13 protein-coding genes are annotated in these 15,843 nt (G+C 41.8%); 5 read left to right on the top strand and 8 right to left on the bottom strand.

The genetic code is table 11. From position 1 onward, the window contains the following. The first annotated feature begins 117 nt into the window (after positions 1–117). Both L3V37_RS11070 and yegS read left to right on the top strand, forming a co-directional pair. Complete coding sequence (locus L3V37_RS11070; protein ID WP_130546259.1) at positions 118–1,023, top strand: LysR family transcriptional regulator; 906 nt, start codon at positions 118–120, stop codon at positions 1,021–1,023. An 8-nt stretch (positions 1,024–1,031) separates the two neighbouring features. Beyond that, on the top strand, positions 1,032–1,934 hold the full coding sequence (yegS, locus tag L3V37_RS11065) for a lipid kinase YegS (protein ID WP_237306321.1): 903 nt from the start codon (positions 1,032–1,034) through the stop codon (positions 1,932–1,934). Between the two features lie 81 nt (positions 1,935–2,015). On the opposite strand, the gene L3V37_RS11060 is transcribed toward yegS, so the two are convergent. From L3V37_RS11060 to L3V37_RS11045, 4 genes are all read right to left on the bottom strand, one after another. Beyond that, complete coding sequence (locus L3V37_RS11060; RefSeq protein ID WP_086047454.1) at positions 2,016–2,351, bottom strand: YgiW/YdeI family stress tolerance OB fold protein; 336 nt, start codon at positions 2,349–2,351, stop codon at positions 2,016–2,018. A 15-nt stretch (positions 2,352–2,366) separates the two neighbouring features. Beyond that, the gene (locus L3V37_RS11055; protein WP_237306320.1) at positions 2,367–3,014 is read right to left on the bottom strand and encodes an AcfA family outer membrane beta-barrel protein; all 648 of its coding nucleotides are present in this window, start codon (positions 3,012–3,014) and stop codon (positions 2,367–2,369) included. 163 nt (positions 3,015–3,177) lie between these two features. Beyond that, on the bottom strand, positions 3,178–4,791 hold the full coding sequence (locus L3V37_RS11050; RefSeq protein ID WP_237306319.1) for a VRR-NUC domain-containing protein: 1,614 nt from the start codon (positions 4,789–4,791) through the stop codon (positions 3,178–3,180). Between the two features lie 68 nt (positions 4,792–4,859). Further along, a complete protein-coding gene (locus tag L3V37_RS11045; RefSeq protein ID WP_005388232.1) occupies positions 4,860–6,092 on the bottom strand; it encodes an OFA family MFS transporter in 1,233 nt (410 codons plus the stop codon). Between the two features lie 576 nt (positions 6,093–6,668). Here L3V37_RS11045 and L3V37_RS11040 point away from each other — a divergent pair. Then, the gene (locus tag L3V37_RS11040; RefSeq protein ID WP_130546254.1) at positions 6,669–7,025 is read left to right on the top strand and encodes an NADH:ubiquinone oxidoreductase; all 357 of its coding nucleotides are present in this window, start codon (positions 6,669–6,671) and stop codon (positions 7,023–7,025) included. Positions 7,026–7,127: 102 nt separating this feature from the next. Here the strand turns inward: L3V37_RS11040 and dcuC are convergent, their stop codons facing one another. Beyond that, positions 7,128–8,495 carry an anaerobic C4-dicarboxylate transporter DcuC gene (dcuC, locus tag L3V37_RS11035; RefSeq protein ID WP_005376528.1) on the bottom strand — a complete coding sequence of 456 codons (1,368 nt, stop codon included), beginning with the start codon at positions 8,493–8,495 and terminating at the stop codon, positions 7,128–7,130. A gap of 360 nt (positions 8,496–8,855) precedes the next feature. Next, complete coding sequence (locus L3V37_RS11030; RefSeq protein ID WP_017821552.1) at positions 8,856–9,980, bottom strand: fatty acid desaturase; 1,125 nt, start codon at positions 9,978–9,980, stop codon at positions 8,856–8,858. A gap of 271 nt (positions 9,981–10,251) precedes the next feature. Between L3V37_RS11030 and L3V37_RS11025 the strand changes: the two genes are divergently transcribed. After that, positions 10,252–10,800 carry a GNAT family N-acetyltransferase gene (locus L3V37_RS11025; RefSeq protein WP_237306318.1) on the top strand — a complete coding sequence of 183 codons (549 nt, stop codon included), beginning with the start codon at positions 10,252–10,254 and terminating at the stop codon, positions 10,798–10,800. Positions 10,801–10,889: 89 nt separating this feature from the next. Here the strand turns inward: L3V37_RS11025 and L3V37_RS11020 are convergent, their stop codons facing one another. Beyond that, positions 10,890–11,507 (bottom strand): HAD family phosphatase, encoded by a 618-nt coding sequence (locus L3V37_RS11020; protein WP_237306317.1) that lies wholly within the window; start codon positions 11,505–11,507, stop codon positions 10,890–10,892. Positions 11,508–11,870: 363 nt separating this feature from the next. On the opposite strand from L3V37_RS11020, the gene L3V37_RS11015 reads away from it, so the two are divergent. Further along, positions 11,871–13,916, top strand: coding sequence for a response regulator (locus L3V37_RS11015; protein ID WP_237306316.1), 2,046 nt, complete (start codon positions 11,871–11,873; stop codon positions 13,914–13,916). Between the two features lie 103 nt (positions 13,917–14,019). On the opposite strand, the gene cqsA is transcribed toward L3V37_RS11015, so the two are convergent. Then, positions 14,020–15,201 carry an alpha-hydroxyketone-type quorum-sensing autoinducer synthase gene (cqsA, locus tag L3V37_RS11010; RefSeq protein ID WP_237306315.1) on the bottom strand — a complete coding sequence of 394 codons (1,182 nt, stop codon included), beginning with the start codon at positions 15,199–15,201 and terminating at the stop codon, positions 14,020–14,022. Positions 15,202–15,843 lie beyond the last annotated feature (642 nt).

The raw sequence follows: 15,843 nt of genomic DNA, 5'->3' as shown, positions 1-15,843 counted from the left end.
AAAATTGAGTTAAAACTCATTAAAATAAGCCATCCCGCTCATTTTTCATACGTTGTTACGCGAAAAATCATGTTGTTAGAGATAAGATAGAGAAATGACTTTCGAAAATTTAATAGCATGAAACCGACTGACCTTAATCTTATTCCTATTTTCACTGCCATCTATGAAGAGCGTAACTTGTCTCGGGCGGCGGCGCGTTTAAACATCACCCAACCTGCGGTGAGTAAAGCTCTATCAAGGCTACGTGATATCTACGATGATCCATTGTTTCATCGTTGCGTTAAAGGTGTCGAACCAACCTCGTTCGCGATGGATATTTATCCTGCTCTTCTTGCTTCAGTACAAAATTTCACTTCGACATTATCAGCCTCTAGTGAGTTTGACCCTAAAGTGTCGAATAGAGTGTTTTCTATTGCCTGTGTGTCCGTTGCAAGCTTTGAGTTGCTACCTCAAGTCATGAAACAAATCCGTGTGTCGGCGCCAAATGTTGCATTAGAAGTACATCCGCTTTTTACGGAAGATTTTGAAAGTGATCTGCGGTTACAACGATACGATTTGATCATTGATATCACACCAAGAGCAAGAACGGTGCTAAAACTGGAAACTGTACTTACGGAGCGTTTGGTGGTGGTATGTAGCGAAGCGCATCCACGCCTGAATGACGAGATTACGGCTGAACAATTTTTTGAAGAAGAACACGTAGTGGTTTCGCAGTGGCAGAGTCGTAAGAGCTTGTTAAACGCCGATGACATTGTCAACTTGGATAAGAGAAAGATTAAGTATCGAGCCTCAGGCGTACTAGAAATGCTCCCAATTATTTGTGGTAGTGAATACATTGGTTTAATGCCAGAGTCGATGATCAACTTGTTCAATAACACCTATCATGTTAAATCTTTATCAATGCCATTTGATGAACAAATGTATGAGCTTTGTACAATCTGGCATCCTAATCGCACAAACGACAGCGCCCATCAGTGGTTGCGTTCACAGATTAAGCAAGCAGGAAAAGTCATCAACCAATAGGAAGTGCAATGAAAAAGACAATACGTGCCATCCTTAACGGAAAAAAAGCTGGGAATCCAGAGTTAAGAGATGCAATCATGAAAATGAGAGAAAAAGGCATCGACGTACAGGTGCGTGTGACGTGGGAATCTCAAGACATGCCGCGGCTAGTAAAAGAAGCGGTTGATGAAGGCATTGAACGTATTGTTGTCGCTGGTGGCGATGGGACCGTCAATGAGGCGGCTTCTGCGATTATTCAAATTGACGAAGAAAAACGCCCTGAGTTAGCCATTATTCCCCTTGGTACCGCCAATGACTTTGCTACCGCTATTCAAGTACCTAATTCCATTAAGGCGTCTTTATCTCTTGCTGTTGAGGGGCAGTCCGCTTTGGTCGATTGCGTCAAAGCGAACGATCGCTGCTTTATTAACGTGGCAACAGCAGGGTTTGGCGCAGAAGTTACAGCAGAAACGCCTGTTGAACTCAAAAACTTTCTTGGCGGCGGAGCTTACACGCTAACTGGTGTTGTAAAAGCACTTGGCTTTAAACCATATGACGGAACAATAACGATTGAAGGTGGTGCGTATCAGGGAGAAATGTTGCTCGGTGCGTTTTGTAATGGGCGCCTTGCTGGAGGTGGGCAAGAGTTAGCTCCAAAAGCGATGATTAATGATGGGCTGATGGATCTAACATTGGTACGCCCATTTTTACCTCATGAGCTGCCTAAAGTAATCGACGAGATCAATAACCCGAGTGAGAAAGGAGAGTTTGTGAAGTACACTAAAGCAAGCTGGTTGGAGATAGATTTTCCGAATCCATTGCCTCTTAATTTAGATGGAGAACCTTTTCATTCGAGAACCATTAGATTTGATGTTCAGCCTAAGAGTATACGGTTAGTCGTACCGCAAGATTGCCCTTGCTTGACTAGCTAAACGAGCGTTTTCCATGATTATTGCGTAACACAGCCACTAAAATGTGGCTGTGTTATTTGTGTTGAGGTATCAGTCAGCTTCTTAACGTTTTTGAATTGTCTCAACGTCTATCTGCGTAGTTGTCCAATCTGCGTCAACCTCTCCTCGAATCATTACGGTATCTTTTGGTGTCACTTCTTGACCCATCCAATCTTCGTTATCGATCTCTACTTCGATCTCACCAGTGTTGTCTTTGAACAAGTAAGTCTCGTTACCAAATGATTGAACAATATGCCCGGTTAGCACTACAGCGCTGTCGTCGGTTGCGTTGCGCGCCTCTTTCACCGTATTGATTGCACTGACTTCTGGACCATTAAACGCGGCGAAAGCCGAGCTTGAAAGTAGGGCAAGCATGGATGTTAAAAATACTCTTTTCATTATCATCTCCTTATATTAGAAGTAATAAGTTGTGCCTACGTTAAAGGATGCAGTGTTTGCGTAGCTGTCTAGTTGGTATTTAGCGTTTGCGCCAATGGTGAGCTTTGGCAACACTTGGTATTCCGCGCCCACAGAGAACATTGCGCCTAACTCGTTGCTTTTCTCCGAGCTATGGAAAAGCGTGTTGGTCATTTCCACATCGTCGTTCGTGACAAGTTCGTATTCTTGATGTTGAGCAACCTTGGCGTTGTATTGTGTGTAAGTTAAACCCGCTTTGAATTTTGTTGTCCATTTATCATTTAATGCATAGTTAAACACAGGAGCCAACGACACTTGCTTGGCTTTGATTGACGCATCCCAATCCATTTCATGATGGTAATCTTTGCCATCGATTGACTTGATACCTAGGTTTTTTGAACGACTATCATCAAGGTCAAACTGGCTGTAACCCAGTTCCAATGCCCAGTTGTCATTAAATGCGTAACCGACAAAGCCTGAGAAAATACCGTCTTCAAGCTCAGGGTTGAGTGTTACGTTGTCAGTTGAAAAGTGAGGTTCCAAATCATGGTCAGTGGTGCCTAGTCCATATTCCAGACCTACATAAGGAGCCGCAGATACCGAAACTGAGCAGGTAACAAGTAACGCAAGAAGTGTTTTGTTCATTTTATTTTGCCTCTTCAAATCAACTTAATGAGTAGAAGCGCATTGTGTGTGATGAAGCGTGAAGTGATCGTGAAGAAACAAAAATATTTCAGAAAAAGAGCAAGGTGCGGTAAAAAAGAAATTGTTTTAATGAATATGCGCCAAGCTCTTTATATAAAGAGAGTTAACTTGCGGCGACGTAACACACCGCAAATGGCACATTAAGGCGAGTAAACTCTTTAATCCAACGCCATTGGTTGTCTTGGAGTTTATCGCCTGGCCCTTTTACTTCAATCCATTCGAACTCGTTTCCTTTAAAAGCAATCAGATCAGGCATCCCATTGCGGTAAAGCTTTAGGTCACTCAATTGTATTTTAAATAGCGCCATCAACATGTTAGTTGGGATTGTATCGAGTGCCATTTCGAGTAGCTCTTTACTTATTAAGCTCCAATGCACAAATGGATTGCTGATACCAAACTTCTCATCGTACCTAGTTAACAACGTATGAGTATTGCCCGTTTCCAATTCGTCAAACGTCGCATCTATCAAAGCTTGGCGTTTGGTAACAAAATCAGAATGGTACAAATCCAGAGGACGATGTTGATAGGCATTGATGAATGCGCCTTCGATGGGAGCGAAAATCGCATCCCAAAAAGTGAGACCAAGTAATGCATTAAGCAGTGCATTTTCGGTGTAAAATACTGTCCAGCCTAAGGACTCAAAATACGCTTTGCTGGCGAGTTCGACTCTCTGTTGAGATAAATCCAGTTCAAGGCGGTATTCCGTACAGGTTGGCTTCGTCACTCTTGGCACTTTCTCGCCTTGTTTTCGTTTTAACCGTTGCTCAAGTTTTTGTGCAACTTCGAGCTCAGACACATCGATCGGTGAGTGAAGCATACCTGTGACAATGTCACCAAATAAATCATCATGGTTTAATTTGTCATAGATACGTGCGCGTCGTTCTCGGCTCGGTGTGAGTTGAGTTTGCCTAAATAAAGATAGGGCGGTCTCTAGATCATTAAGCCGTTCGTAATCACGTGCTATGTCATTCAACATGTGCTCGCGTTTACGATCTACGTAACGGTGTTTAACGGGCTGAGGCATTGCCTCAATTAATAAGTCGAGATTGGCTTTGTCTTTTCGGTCAAATTGCCAGTACAGGTTGGCCAACTGGCTCAGTTCAATTAAACGGTCTATTTGCTCACGTGAATCAAAGAAACGGCGCACTTTACTCAATTGATATTGCTCGAACTGATGCAAACCTAAGTCATCAAGCACAAACTGACTTAAGTCTTGATGGGTGTTGGCAAAAAACAGAGTGAGCAACACGTCGATCATATGAGCTGAATTGAGTTTGACGATCGTAAACTCAAGCTTCTCTATACGATCAAATTCCGCATTACTCAAACGTTCGACAAGGGCGTCTTTCTTGAGTGATTTCGGCAGTTCGGGATAAAGCGTGGAGATTTCTGGCTTGGTTAGTAAATTAGCCGCTAACTCTTGATGAGAAAGGGGTGGGGAAAGGGCTACAAACTGATGCTGACTCAATTCTGCCAGTGCTTCATTGATAGAAGGTATTTCTGGATAACTCAGCTTATCACTTCGAAACCAACATCCCTTTCGGCTGTATAAACGCACCAAAAGGCACTGGGCGTGTTTGCTCAAAGAATCAAACGAGCAAAGCCATGCGTGTTCTTCCTTGGTCAGTAAATCGCTGTACCAAGTTACTGCGTGATGAGTCAGCTTGAAGAAGTTCTCTAGATAGTAGTCTGGCGCAAGTTTGATAGGGCTTTCCATAAACGACCGATAACAAAAAAAGGCTTAACCCATAGGTTAAGCCTTTTTGCTATCAAATCAATTCGCAATTATGCGTTTTTTAGCTGTGCTACTTTCGCTTCAGACAATGGCTTAGTGATGAACGCAAGTACGATACATACTGCCATCATTGCAGAAGAAATTGTGTAAGCCAAGGTGTAGCCGTCGCCATTTGTCATCGAGAAACCAACAACCGCTGCGCCGATTGCACCACCGATACCCCATGCTGTGTAAAGCACGCCGTAGTTAGTGCCGTAGTTTTTCAGACCGTAGAACTCAGCCGTTAGAGTAGGGAATACCGCTAGAAGTGTGCCGTAACCTACCGCTGCGATTGCTGTACCGATGATCAGTGTAAACTCAGAGTCGAACGTCGCGAACAGCACCATGTTTACGCCTTGTAGAACGAACGCGAGTAGAAGCGTACGAACACCGCCGATTTTATCTGCAAGCATACCCGCCGCAACACGACCGCCAGAGTTAAATACAGCAAGAATAGACGCTAGGTAAACCGCGTTTGGCAAGTTTGCTTGAACGCTTGCGATTGTCGTGATGTTACCAATGATCATTAGACCAACAGAAGCTGCAAACGCGTACATGATCCATAGAGAGTAGAACTGTGGCGTTTTCAACATTGCTTTCCAAGTTAAGTCATCTGACTTTTTCACCGCTTTAGGTGCTTGGCCTTCTTTTACTTTAGGCTCCGCAGGTGTGTAGTCTGCTGGTGGGTTGTTGATGGTTGCTGCAAGAGGAACTGCAATCGCTAGGATACCAACACCAAGAACCATAAAGCTAGTTTGAATGCCCATGCTGTCTATTAGCGCAGAAGTTACTGGCGCAAGGTAAATAGCCGCTAGACCGAAACCTGCCGCAATAATGCCGTTAACCATACCTTTCTTCGAAGCGTGGAACCACTTCATCGCAGAAGGTGATAGGCATGCGTAACCAAAACCGATACCTGCACCTGTGATCACACCGAATGTAATGTTCAGCATTAGTGGAGAGTTCACAAAGCCAGAAGCGATCATGCCCAGACCTGTAAGAACAGTACCTAGGATAAGGATCATTCGAGGGCCCATGCGGTCTTGAAGAATACCTGCAATAAGAAGACAGATAGAGAAAGTGATGGTTGCAGTTGCGTAAGGTGCAGAAGCTTCTGCAGCACTCCAGCCTGATTCAGTTACCAGTGCCTTGTTGAATACACTCCAAGCATACAGGATGCCAAGACAAAGGTTGATACAGAACCCTGCTAACAGGATGCGCATAGCTTTATCAATCTTGCTCATTTTTATTCTCAGTTTTTCCTCTTATTGGCAATGCCGCAAAGAAGGTTAGTTTAAAGATGTTTTTTCTCAAAATTAGTTTGCGTTTTTCAACGTTTAACGCAATGAGCGCGGATTATAACCAATAAATATGTGATTGGAATCTCTTTTTACGGTTACTGATAAAATAATTTGCAACATTAAAAGTGGATGTGAATTCATGGTTTTGTATGTAGTAAGAACGTTGTAGAAAAGTGACATCTTTTGTTCACTAATAACGAATGATGAGTCAAGACAGAGAGGTTTTACGCTGTTGAGTACACAGTTCACATTTCAAATAAAAAATTTCAAAATGTTTCCATGTTAACCATCTGTAACAAAAATGGCGAATTTATCATCTGAGTGTCGTAAGTGTCAGATGCAAAGGGTTTCTTAATTTTTAATTGTTAACCTTTTGTAATAATTGAAGCTGATTAGCTTTTATGTTCATTAAGCGAGCAAAAAAGTAACTTGTAATTGCTGATTTTAGGCGCAAAATATAGTGAAAAATGAGTTTTCATTTATGAAGGGATGCTTTTTAGATTTGTTGTGAGGTGACTTATGAAACTGTTCCTATTACTCATGGCTTCGGTATCCGCTGGTATCGCATCAGCAGACCACATCCATTCATTTATGTTGGGCTTATCTATTGCTTCTTTAGCGGTAGGTAGTTGTTATTTCTTCGCATTTCGCAGCTCGCGCTTTCCACAGCTTGCTTTATTCTTACTCATTTGCGGTATGCTTTCTAAGTTGACGATAACCGTACTCGGTGTTTTGTGGGGAATGTCCGCGGAATTAATCACGTCTCCAATCGTATTCGCACTGTCATATTTATTCTTTTCGCTTGCCGTTACCTACTTATGGTTTAGCTACAGAGAGAGCATCACTAAGATTCCTGACCGATTTAAGTCAGCGTAAATCATCACATTAGAATAAAAAAACGCCAGCACATTTGCTGGCGTTTTTAATTAAATGTAATTTTGTTCGGATATTGCTTTTGGTTTGATCGTGGCAATACCGTTAGGCACTCATTGGAACAAGCACCATAGTACCAATAATCACCGTGATAAGGCCTGCTAGAACTGGAACGGATGTGCGTTTTACAACCTCAAACGGGCTGATGTTTGCCATACCTGATGTCGCAACGATTACGCCAGATACCGGTGAGATAGTACGGCCTAGGTTTGATGCTTGAAGCATCGGGATAATTAGGAACGCAGGGTTTAATCCCATTTTAGCAGCTAAAGATGGTGCTAACTCCACGAACGCATAGAAAGGCGCGTTACCCGAACCCGTTGCAATTGCTGCTGCAACTGTCAATGCAGTTAGAATAAGCATTAAAGCAACGCCGCCTGCACCAGCATTATCTGCGAGATGAAGTAGGTTATCGATAGCGCCGATAGACATCAGACCTTGTGCAAAAACCCCTGCGGCAACCAAAAGCATCACAACGCCTTTAAACGCGTCAGCCATGCCTGCGTAACAAGAATCTAAATCTTCTAGTGACTTCTTACCATCGAACTTATTTACAACATAATGGATCAGAGCTCCAAGGAAAATCGAACCAACCACAATAGTGTAGATGTCTAGACTAAGTCCTGGAATGGTACGACCGTTGAATAGGAAAACGCCGATGATAGGTAGAAATGGAAGAGCTGCATAAAACGCTGGTGCGTCAGCTTTGATCTCTGATACATCAATTTTTTCCATTGGTGTATTTTCTTTCTTATCTAAGTATTTGTTCCAGAAGAACGCTGCCGCTGCCATGACGATGATTGCGCAAATAGAAACAGGCAACACAGTTTGTACCGCAAACACATCAAGCTCTAAACCAGACTTTTCTGCTGCGATAACAACATCACCAGAAGTAGGAGAAAGAATGATTGCCGCTGGAGAGGCACACACTGCAACGGCTGCTGGACGAGAAATGCCCATCGCGACCATCATAGGGAATAGTGTCGCCATTAATAGTACGCCAAGGCCTGTTGCAGAACTTACCGCAAGAGACATTAAACACGCCACAATGTAAGCCGCTACCAAAAGGACGTAAGGAGACTTGATGACAGAAAGCGGTTTAGAGAACTGTTTCACTACCACGTTGTTCGCGCCGATATGAGTCATGTATGACGCAAAACCACAAAGCAGCATGATTTGCATACCAAGACCGCCACCGCGGTATTGAAGCATGTATTTCACGTATTCCAGCGCATCTGTCACCATGTTACCAGTTGAGGTGATTTTTGACGGCAGCACGTCGTGCCCCAAAACGCCAGTCATAAGAAGCAAAGCAATACCAGCGGTCAGTAACACGCCCGCAGCTTTATAGCCTTTGACAATAAAGTAACCCACCGCAATGGTAACCACTAAGCCAATTAAGAGCTCTAACATAGGGATCTCCGAATGTTATGTAAAAAAAGAAAGAAACTGTTTCAGTTTATGACAAGGAATTTACAGAATTCTTAGCTGTGGCACGAGACAAATATGGGGCTTGCATGATCTGAGACAAATAATAATTTAATAAATAATTTCGTTAGATTGTATTGTTGGAATTTGGTTTTCTAAGTGTTATGTGCTGGTTTGAAGCTATTTATAGGAAGGAAAATATGACTAGGAAAGTGAATGAATAATGAGTGAATTGATTCACAATAGGAAAAAGACTTTACTCAATAAGCAATTGTTGGAAAACACTCTTCACCACAAAAAAGCTTCGCCGAAGCGAAGCTAAGTAATCGTAAGAATGAGGATAAACTATGCGTATCGACGAACCATAAGGTTCCAACTACGTTGCTGCCGTTCGAACTCTGCTTTAATTTGCTGGTACTTCATTTTCGTTACAGAACATTCGTATTTTTTTACCACACTGGCAGTTTTGGCACCGAGTACTTCTTTGCGCATCTCGTAGTATTCCTGCATGTGATGAACTAGAGTATCAAACTCGTGCTGTAGTTGATCGAGGATTGTTTGCGTGTTCGGTTTCGATTCTAGCTTTTCTCTTGCTTTCTTCAAAAGTTGACTCGCACGGGCTTTTTCAATTCTAAATGTAGGCGTTGTGCGCAACTTAGATGTGAGTCCTAGCCAAGAACATGACTTTATCAACCACTTCGTTGGGTCGTAATGCCACCAATACACGCCATTGCGATAGTCATTCTCGAAAATATGATGGAAATTATGGTAACCCTCTCCAAATGTGAAAAAGGCGAGTACACCATTATCGCGAGCAGTGTTTTTGTCTGTGAAAGTTTGCTTACCCCAAATATGTGCGAGGGAGTTAATGAAAAAAGTTGTATGGTGACTCATAAATAGTCGAGCCGCACCAACGACCAATAACATCCCCCAGATATCACCGTAGATCAGTCCGAGCATGACTGGGAAACCAATATTAGTCAGTAGGGCAAGTGGAACATAATACTTATGCTGCCACATGACGATTTTGTCGCGCTTTAGGTCACGGCAGTTTGTATATTCGTTTTCCTTTGATTTATTGTAATCACGTAACATCCACCCAATGTGAGAATACCAAAAACCCCGCTTGGCTGAGTACGGATCTTTATCGTTATTGTCGACATGTTTGTGATGCACACGATGATCAGAAGACCAATGTAATGCACTATTTTGCAAAGAAAATGCTCCTCCAATCGCAAAAATGGCGCGCAAAATAGGATGAGCTTCGTATGTTTTGTGGCTCCAGAGACGATGATAGCCTGCTGTAATAGAAAGGTTAGTAAAACTAAATGCAATCACTCCCCAAATTAGATGTTCCCAACCCAGTCCAAAATGATATGCATACCAAGGCATTACAATAAAAGTCAGAACAAAACTGGCAGAAAATATTAATGTATTCAACCAGATAACAGGTGGTTTGTTTTGAGTCACAGGTGTATCCCTAACTTTGAGCTAACAACTGTTCGCCAGAATATCAGCGTACACATGTAAGTCAAATTAAAGTTAGACAAATGTGACTATTCCTTTGGGTGTAGATTAAGGAACTTGATGGGATATTTTGCTTTTAATTGAATAATGAGTAGTATTAAAAAATGAGCTCTGGCTTAAGGTGTATAAAATCTGCCAAGAAACAAGTGTTATAAAGGTGGAATATACCGATACTCTATAAAGAAGCAAAAATGTAAGAAAATAGGAATACGTAATGGATTTACGATTAGCGGAATATAAGGACTACGAGCGCATTGCGCATCTTCATGCGGATAGCTGGAAGCGTCATTACCGTGGCATTCTTAGTGATAACTATCTTGAGAAAGAAGCGATTGACGACAAACTGCTGATTTGGCAAACCCGTTTGACCAACCCACCATTCAATCAGCACATTGTCTTGGCGGAGGAGGGAGGTTTGCTACTTGGTTTTGTTTGTGTGTTCGGCAACCATGATTTCGAGCGTGGAACCTTTATTGACGCATTGCATGTTGATGACAGTTACCGTGGTCGTGGGATTGGTAAGCAGCTATTACTTGCTGTCGCAGAATGGCAACAGCAGTACTTTAAAGACACAGGTCTTTATTTAGAAGTTGTGTCGCAAAACATTTCTGCGATTGAATTCTATCGCCACATTGGTGGACAAGAGGATCAAGAGCGAACTTGGTGCGCACCTGATGGCAAAGAGGTGTTAGAAAAAGTATTCCGTTGGAAGAACGCCCAGTCATTAGTTAGTGGGATTGAGGAAAACGTGATTTACTCCTAACCTAGCGTTCTAAAACATTAGATAAGAGCAGTCTCAACACTGCTCTTTTTTGTTTATGCACCCTAACGTTATGTTTTATTACAAGCTTTCTAGAAGTTAACCCCCATGGCTTTTAGTTCGAGCTCACATTGCTGAGCATTTTCAAACTGAATAGCAGCCATGCCAACTGCTCGGGCACCTTCAACATTGTAAGGCATGTCATCAAGAAATACTGTCTCTTCGGGGTTAAGCTGATACTTTGAAAGTAGAGTTTGGTAGATCTCCGCTTGTGGTTTTAGTAATTGAACTTCAGAAGAGATGATTGCTCCATCAAACAGTGGCCAAAACTCATAGGTAGTACGAAGATGTTCCACAATTTCGTTGATGTTGTCTGTGAGCGCATATACGCCATATCCGGCTCTTTTTACTCGTTTTAACAGCTCTATACTGCCGTAAAGTAATATTTGAGTGTGTTTTACATAATAAAAGAAGCGGTCCATTTCTTCCGTCGTTACTCGGTGTTCACGTTGATAACGCTGTTTTGCTTCCCTTTCGGAGATCGTCCCTTTATTTAAATCTTTCCAGATTTGTGATGAAAATAGCATCTGAGCCATTTTCTCTGACTCTACGGAACCACCAAATGTTAAGCGAACGATTTCTACTGGAGACCAGCGTACCAATACATTACCTACATCAAAAATGACATTTTTTATCTGGACAGAATTCATAACACATCCCAAGCCAATTGTTCTTCACCACGCTATATGCGGTGAGTACTGTTTTTGAATCGTTGGAAAGTCGTGCCAAAGGCGCGACTTAAGTTTCTTGCACAAAATGAGATTAACATCCAATTGGATACAGAGCGATTATCGCAAAATTACACTAAACTATATGCAACTTTGTTTATTTGGTTGTAAATCAAGTGTAGCTGTCTTAAAAGATTGAAACTAAAGATAAGTATTGCGAGCTGTTTACGTCATTTCGCGCTGCTTATAAATGATAATTAATATATAATTAGTTAATAATAAAACGATAAAAGTGAATCAAAATCACATTGTTGTGCGTCAGGCGGAGTAAGCAAAACAGATTATATGGACTCGATACGTAAGGTTTATCAATATGCAGAACCAAACCTAACTCTCGTTGGCTGGATGGGGTTTCTTGGCTTTCCGCTGTACTACTTTGTCTGGGAGTTTGCCTTTCCACAGGCTTATGAAAATTTACCCCTTAGATTGTTTTGTTCGTTATTGTTTTTCGGAATCATTTTTAGAAACCGCTTATCATCGACTTGGAGAGATTATGTTCCTATTTACTACCAAGTGACGATAACGCTGTGCTTACCGTTTTTCTTTTTTTATATGTTACTGATGAATGACTGGTCCAATGTATGGGTTATGTCGTTTATGTCTGCAATTTTCTTACACATTTTACTGGTTCATGTTACTAGGGTCATGTTTGCTCAAACCTTTGCTGGGATAGGCTTGGCCACATTCTTCGCTTGGGTTGCAAAAGGGTTCCATCTGGACCTGACCATGGATTGGACTCATGTGCCAATCTTTCTGTTTATTTACGTCTTCGGTAATTTGTTCTATTTTCGTAACCAAGTTGAACATGAAGCAAAAGTCTCGCTGGCAAAATCATTCGGGGCAGGGATTGCACATGAAATGCGTAACCCGTTGAGTGGGCTTTGCACTTCAATAGATGTTATCCAGTCGATCTTGCCCAACATGAAAGAGGCAGGAAAAGAGCAGTACGTCATGAGTGTAGAAGATGTCACCTTATTACGTGAAGTGAGTCAGGATGCAATGAATATTATCCAATCGGGTAATGAAACCATCGATTTATTGCTGACTTCGATTGATGAAAATCGAGTTTCTCGTTCTAGCTTCAAAAAATATTCAGCTCACTCGGTCGTTGAACAGGCAATTGAAAGCTTCAGTTATAAACGTGCCACTGATCGATTTGCCATATCGCTGGATGCGGGAAGTGAGTTTGAGTTTCTAGGTAGTGATACGTTACTTAAATACGTTATGTATAACCTTTTCAAGAATGCCTTCCATCACCGTAAATCTGAAGATTTTCACATATATGTATCCATGATAAGTTCAGAACGCTTTAATCAAATTGTTGTAACCGATAATGGTGCTGGCATTGCTCATGATGTTCTACGCAATATCTTTCAAGACTTTTACACCACCGGCAAATCAGGAAGTTATGGTTTGGGCCTACCGTTTTGTAAAAAAGTCATGCGTTCATTTGGGGGGAACATTGAGTGTCAATCTCAGTTAGGGGAGTGGTCTCAATTTACGTTAACTTTCCCACTAACGACATCTGATACCGTTACTGAAATCAAAAACGATCTGACTAAACTCAAAACCATTCTAACGGTGACTAGCCAAGATATCTTGGTGTCTAAAGTAACAGATATTAGCCGTTTTATGGGCTTTGACTCGACGATTTTAGATGCCAACCAAGTACTTAAAAAGAAAGAATACGAGTTCGAATTCGATCTGATTTTTATCGATCTTGAGAGCTTAGATCCAAGAGCAAACCAATTGGATAGATTAGAATCTCTCTTGTCTTTCACTGAAGCACGCATCGTTTATCTTTTTGAGCATCATCCGACTCAGAGAGCACGCAAGGCTGCATATGAACCTATTTGGATCGAAACGCAAGCCTGGTTATTGAATACTAAACCAACTATTGAGCGTCTCTTATATGATTCAAGCTATGTATCGACACCAACGGCCTCGGTGACGTTAGATAATTCAAATAAGCGCACAATTATGGTCGTGGATGATAATGAATCTTTGCGTAAATTCACGGCAATGTTACTTGAAAAGCAAGGCTTTGAAGTGATTCAGAAAGAAGACGGGCAGCAGGCTCTGGATACACTAGAGCAAGAAGATGTTGATCTCATTCTGATGGATATCGAAATGCCAATTATGGATGGTGTAGAAGCGTCTAGGCGAATTAGAAGCTCGGATAAAAACTATGCGTCGGTACCTATTATTGCACATACAGGGGATAGTTCACCTGTCACGTTGGACAAAATTGGGTCTTCGGGTATGTCTGACTTCATCGTAAAACCGGCGGATAAAAATCGCTTGTTCGATAAAATCGCAAACTGGATCTAATCATTCGCGACTTGTTTTCTTGAGGCGAGTTGCTCACAACGAATAACACGAATAAAGAGCTCAGCAAAACTGTTGAGCTCTTTAGTTTTATCTACACATTAACTTACACAAACTCTAAGTCAGGGTGTGCGAATGCTTGTTGGCAGACAGTGAGTACATGATCAACTTCAGCAGCTGTCATGTCGGCATTGACTGAAAAACGGATGATGTTTTTGTTCCTTCCAGTTGCAGGGCGGCAAAACACTGCGCCGTAAACATTTCGCTCTTCGAGAAAATCGCGGACTCGCTCAGTGTTTCTCTCGTTGCCGCATTCTAATGAGATAATTTGTGATTCACTGCGAATAGTAAATCCAATGCGTTTTAAACCAACGGCTAAAGACTTGGCTCTTTCAAACAGAATATCTCGCTTATCATCTGATTTTCTTATGACGTCCAGTGTTTTCTCTAGCCGAATGATCTCTTGCGGTAATACAGTAGAACTAAATATTGCAGGGTACGCCACAAACGGAAGCGTCTTCGCCAGTTTTTCTGGGCCTAAAATCGCGCCAGCACGATAAGCAAATGTCTTGGCAAGACTAACGGTAATAAAATCTACCTTATGAGTTAAGCCAAGACCCTGCAGTATCCCCGCACCTTGTGGACCGTGTGTACCTAAAGAGTGTGATTCATCTACAACCAGGCCGCAGTCAAACTCCTGTGCTATTTCGTAGATATCACGTAGAGGAGCGATGGTCCCGATAGTGCTGTAAACCGAATCCACAACAATGATCCCTGAACCGTGACGTGAAATCTGCTTTCTTAGGTGACTGGTGTTGTTATGCATGAACGGATGAATTTGTGCTCCGGCAATACGTGCGCCTTCCCACAAAGACATATGTGCAAAGAAATCAATGTACACAGGTATGTTCGGTGCACAAATAGTCTGCAATAAACCGAGATTCGCAGCCCAACCAGATTGAGAAAGTAGACAACTAGGCATACCAACGAAACTGGCTAGTTGCGTTTCAAATACAGGTTTCGATTCATCGTCTTGTAAGAAAATCGCGGACATCACGACGTTGTCATCGTGCTGGGAAATCGCATCACGATGCGCACTTTGAATCTCCTTGTTATGAGACAGTGCAAGGTAATCATTGCTTTGCAGGACAACGGCATTACACGGTGGGCGTTTACCAAGAACAAGGTGTTTTTTGTTCTCATTCGGTTCGATTAGATCTTGAATATAAAAATCTAGGCGTTCCTCGATAAAGGAGGGAAGTGGTTTGCTTTGTATAGTTTCACTCATAATAAATCTCTTCTTCATATGGAAAAACGCCAGCGCTGACACTTATTCATATTGCGGATTTTGGGGAGAGTGTCACTAACCAGGTTGCATAAGTTTGCAGACCCTTGCAAACTCGACATTTGAGGGTTGGATGGTGGCTGTAACTCTATAGGGGCCCGGGGTCTAAACTAGTTTTCTCTTGAATTTTTTGTTTGATTTTTGTGTTCGACAAAGGTGTTCAAAGTGTTGTCACCCAAAATAGAGCGAAAATTAAGGTTGAAATCTTTGTTCTTCTACAACGCTCAAACAAAATTCATTTACGTTAACGTTAATTAATTAGGTTAAAGTGATGTTATGCCTGATAGTACATATTATTTTTTTATATGTTCTTAACTAGGATAGTTATATGCAAAGCAAAGCACCTCGCCTTGACCTTTGGTCTCGATTAATTGTCGACTATATCTACGAGTGTGGTTATATGAACTCGAAGTTTGGGTTTATAAAGGATGGTATAAACATACAGCTAGATCCTAGAGTGAGAAGCTTGAGAGTTAGTGTTGGTGTGAATAACAACGATATTGATTATGAAATTTCTAGCTCAAGTGACTGTGTCAGCTTTTGTGAATTATTAAAAGCAATAGAAACACTGAAATCAGGATATTA

The sequence above is a fragment of the Vibrio sp. D54 genome (genome assembly GCF_021728075.1).
Lineage (GTDB): Bacteria > Pseudomonadota > Gammaproteobacteria > Enterobacterales > Vibrionaceae > Vibrio > Vibrio alginolyticus.
This window is presented reverse-complemented; position numbering and strand designations above follow the sequence as displayed.

Bases quoted from the DNA above. Each gene is read 5' to 3' on its own strand.
- L3V37_RS11070 (WP_130546259.1), top strand. From the start codon at position 118: ATGAAACCGACTGACCTTAATCTTATTCCTATTTTCACTGCCATCTAT.
- yegS (WP_237306321.1), top strand. From the start codon at position 1,032: ATGAAAAAGACAATACGTGCCATCCTTAACGGAAAAAAAGCTGGGAAT.
- L3V37_RS11060 (WP_086047454.1), bottom strand. From the start codon at position 2,351: ATGAAAAGAGTATTTTTAACATCCATGCTTGCCCTACTTTCAAGCTCG.
- L3V37_RS11055 (WP_237306320.1), bottom strand. From the start codon at position 3,014: ATGAACAAAACACTTCTTGCGTTACTTGTTACCTGCTCAGTTTCGGTA.
- L3V37_RS11050 (WP_237306319.1), bottom strand. From the start codon at position 4,791: ATGGAAAGCCCTATCAAACTTGCGCCAGACTACTATCTAGAGAACTTC.
- L3V37_RS11045 (WP_005388232.1), bottom strand. From the start codon at position 6,092: ATGAGCAAGATTGATAAAGCTATGCGCATCCTGTTAGCAGGGTTCTGT.
- L3V37_RS11040 (WP_130546254.1), top strand. From the start codon at position 6,669: ATGAAACTGTTCCTATTACTCATGGCTTCGGTATCCGCTGGTATCGCA.
- dcuC (WP_005376528.1), bottom strand. From the start codon at position 8,495: ATGTTAGAGCTCTTAATTGGCTTAGTGGTTACCATTGCGGTGGGTTAC.
- L3V37_RS11025 (WP_237306318.1), top strand. From the start codon at position 10,252: ATGGATTTACGATTAGCGGAATATAAGGACTACGAGCGCATTGCGCAT.
- L3V37_RS11020 (WP_237306317.1), bottom strand. From the start codon at position 11,507: ATGAATTCTGTCCAGATAAAAAATGTCATTTTTGATGTAGGTAATGTA.
- L3V37_RS11015 (WP_237306316.1), top strand. From the start codon at position 11,871: ATGGACTCGATACGTAAGGTTTATCAATATGCAGAACCAAACCTAACT.
- cqsA (WP_237306315.1), bottom strand. From the start codon at position 15,201: ATGAGTGAAACTATACAAAGCAAACCACTTCCCTCCTTTATCGAGGAA.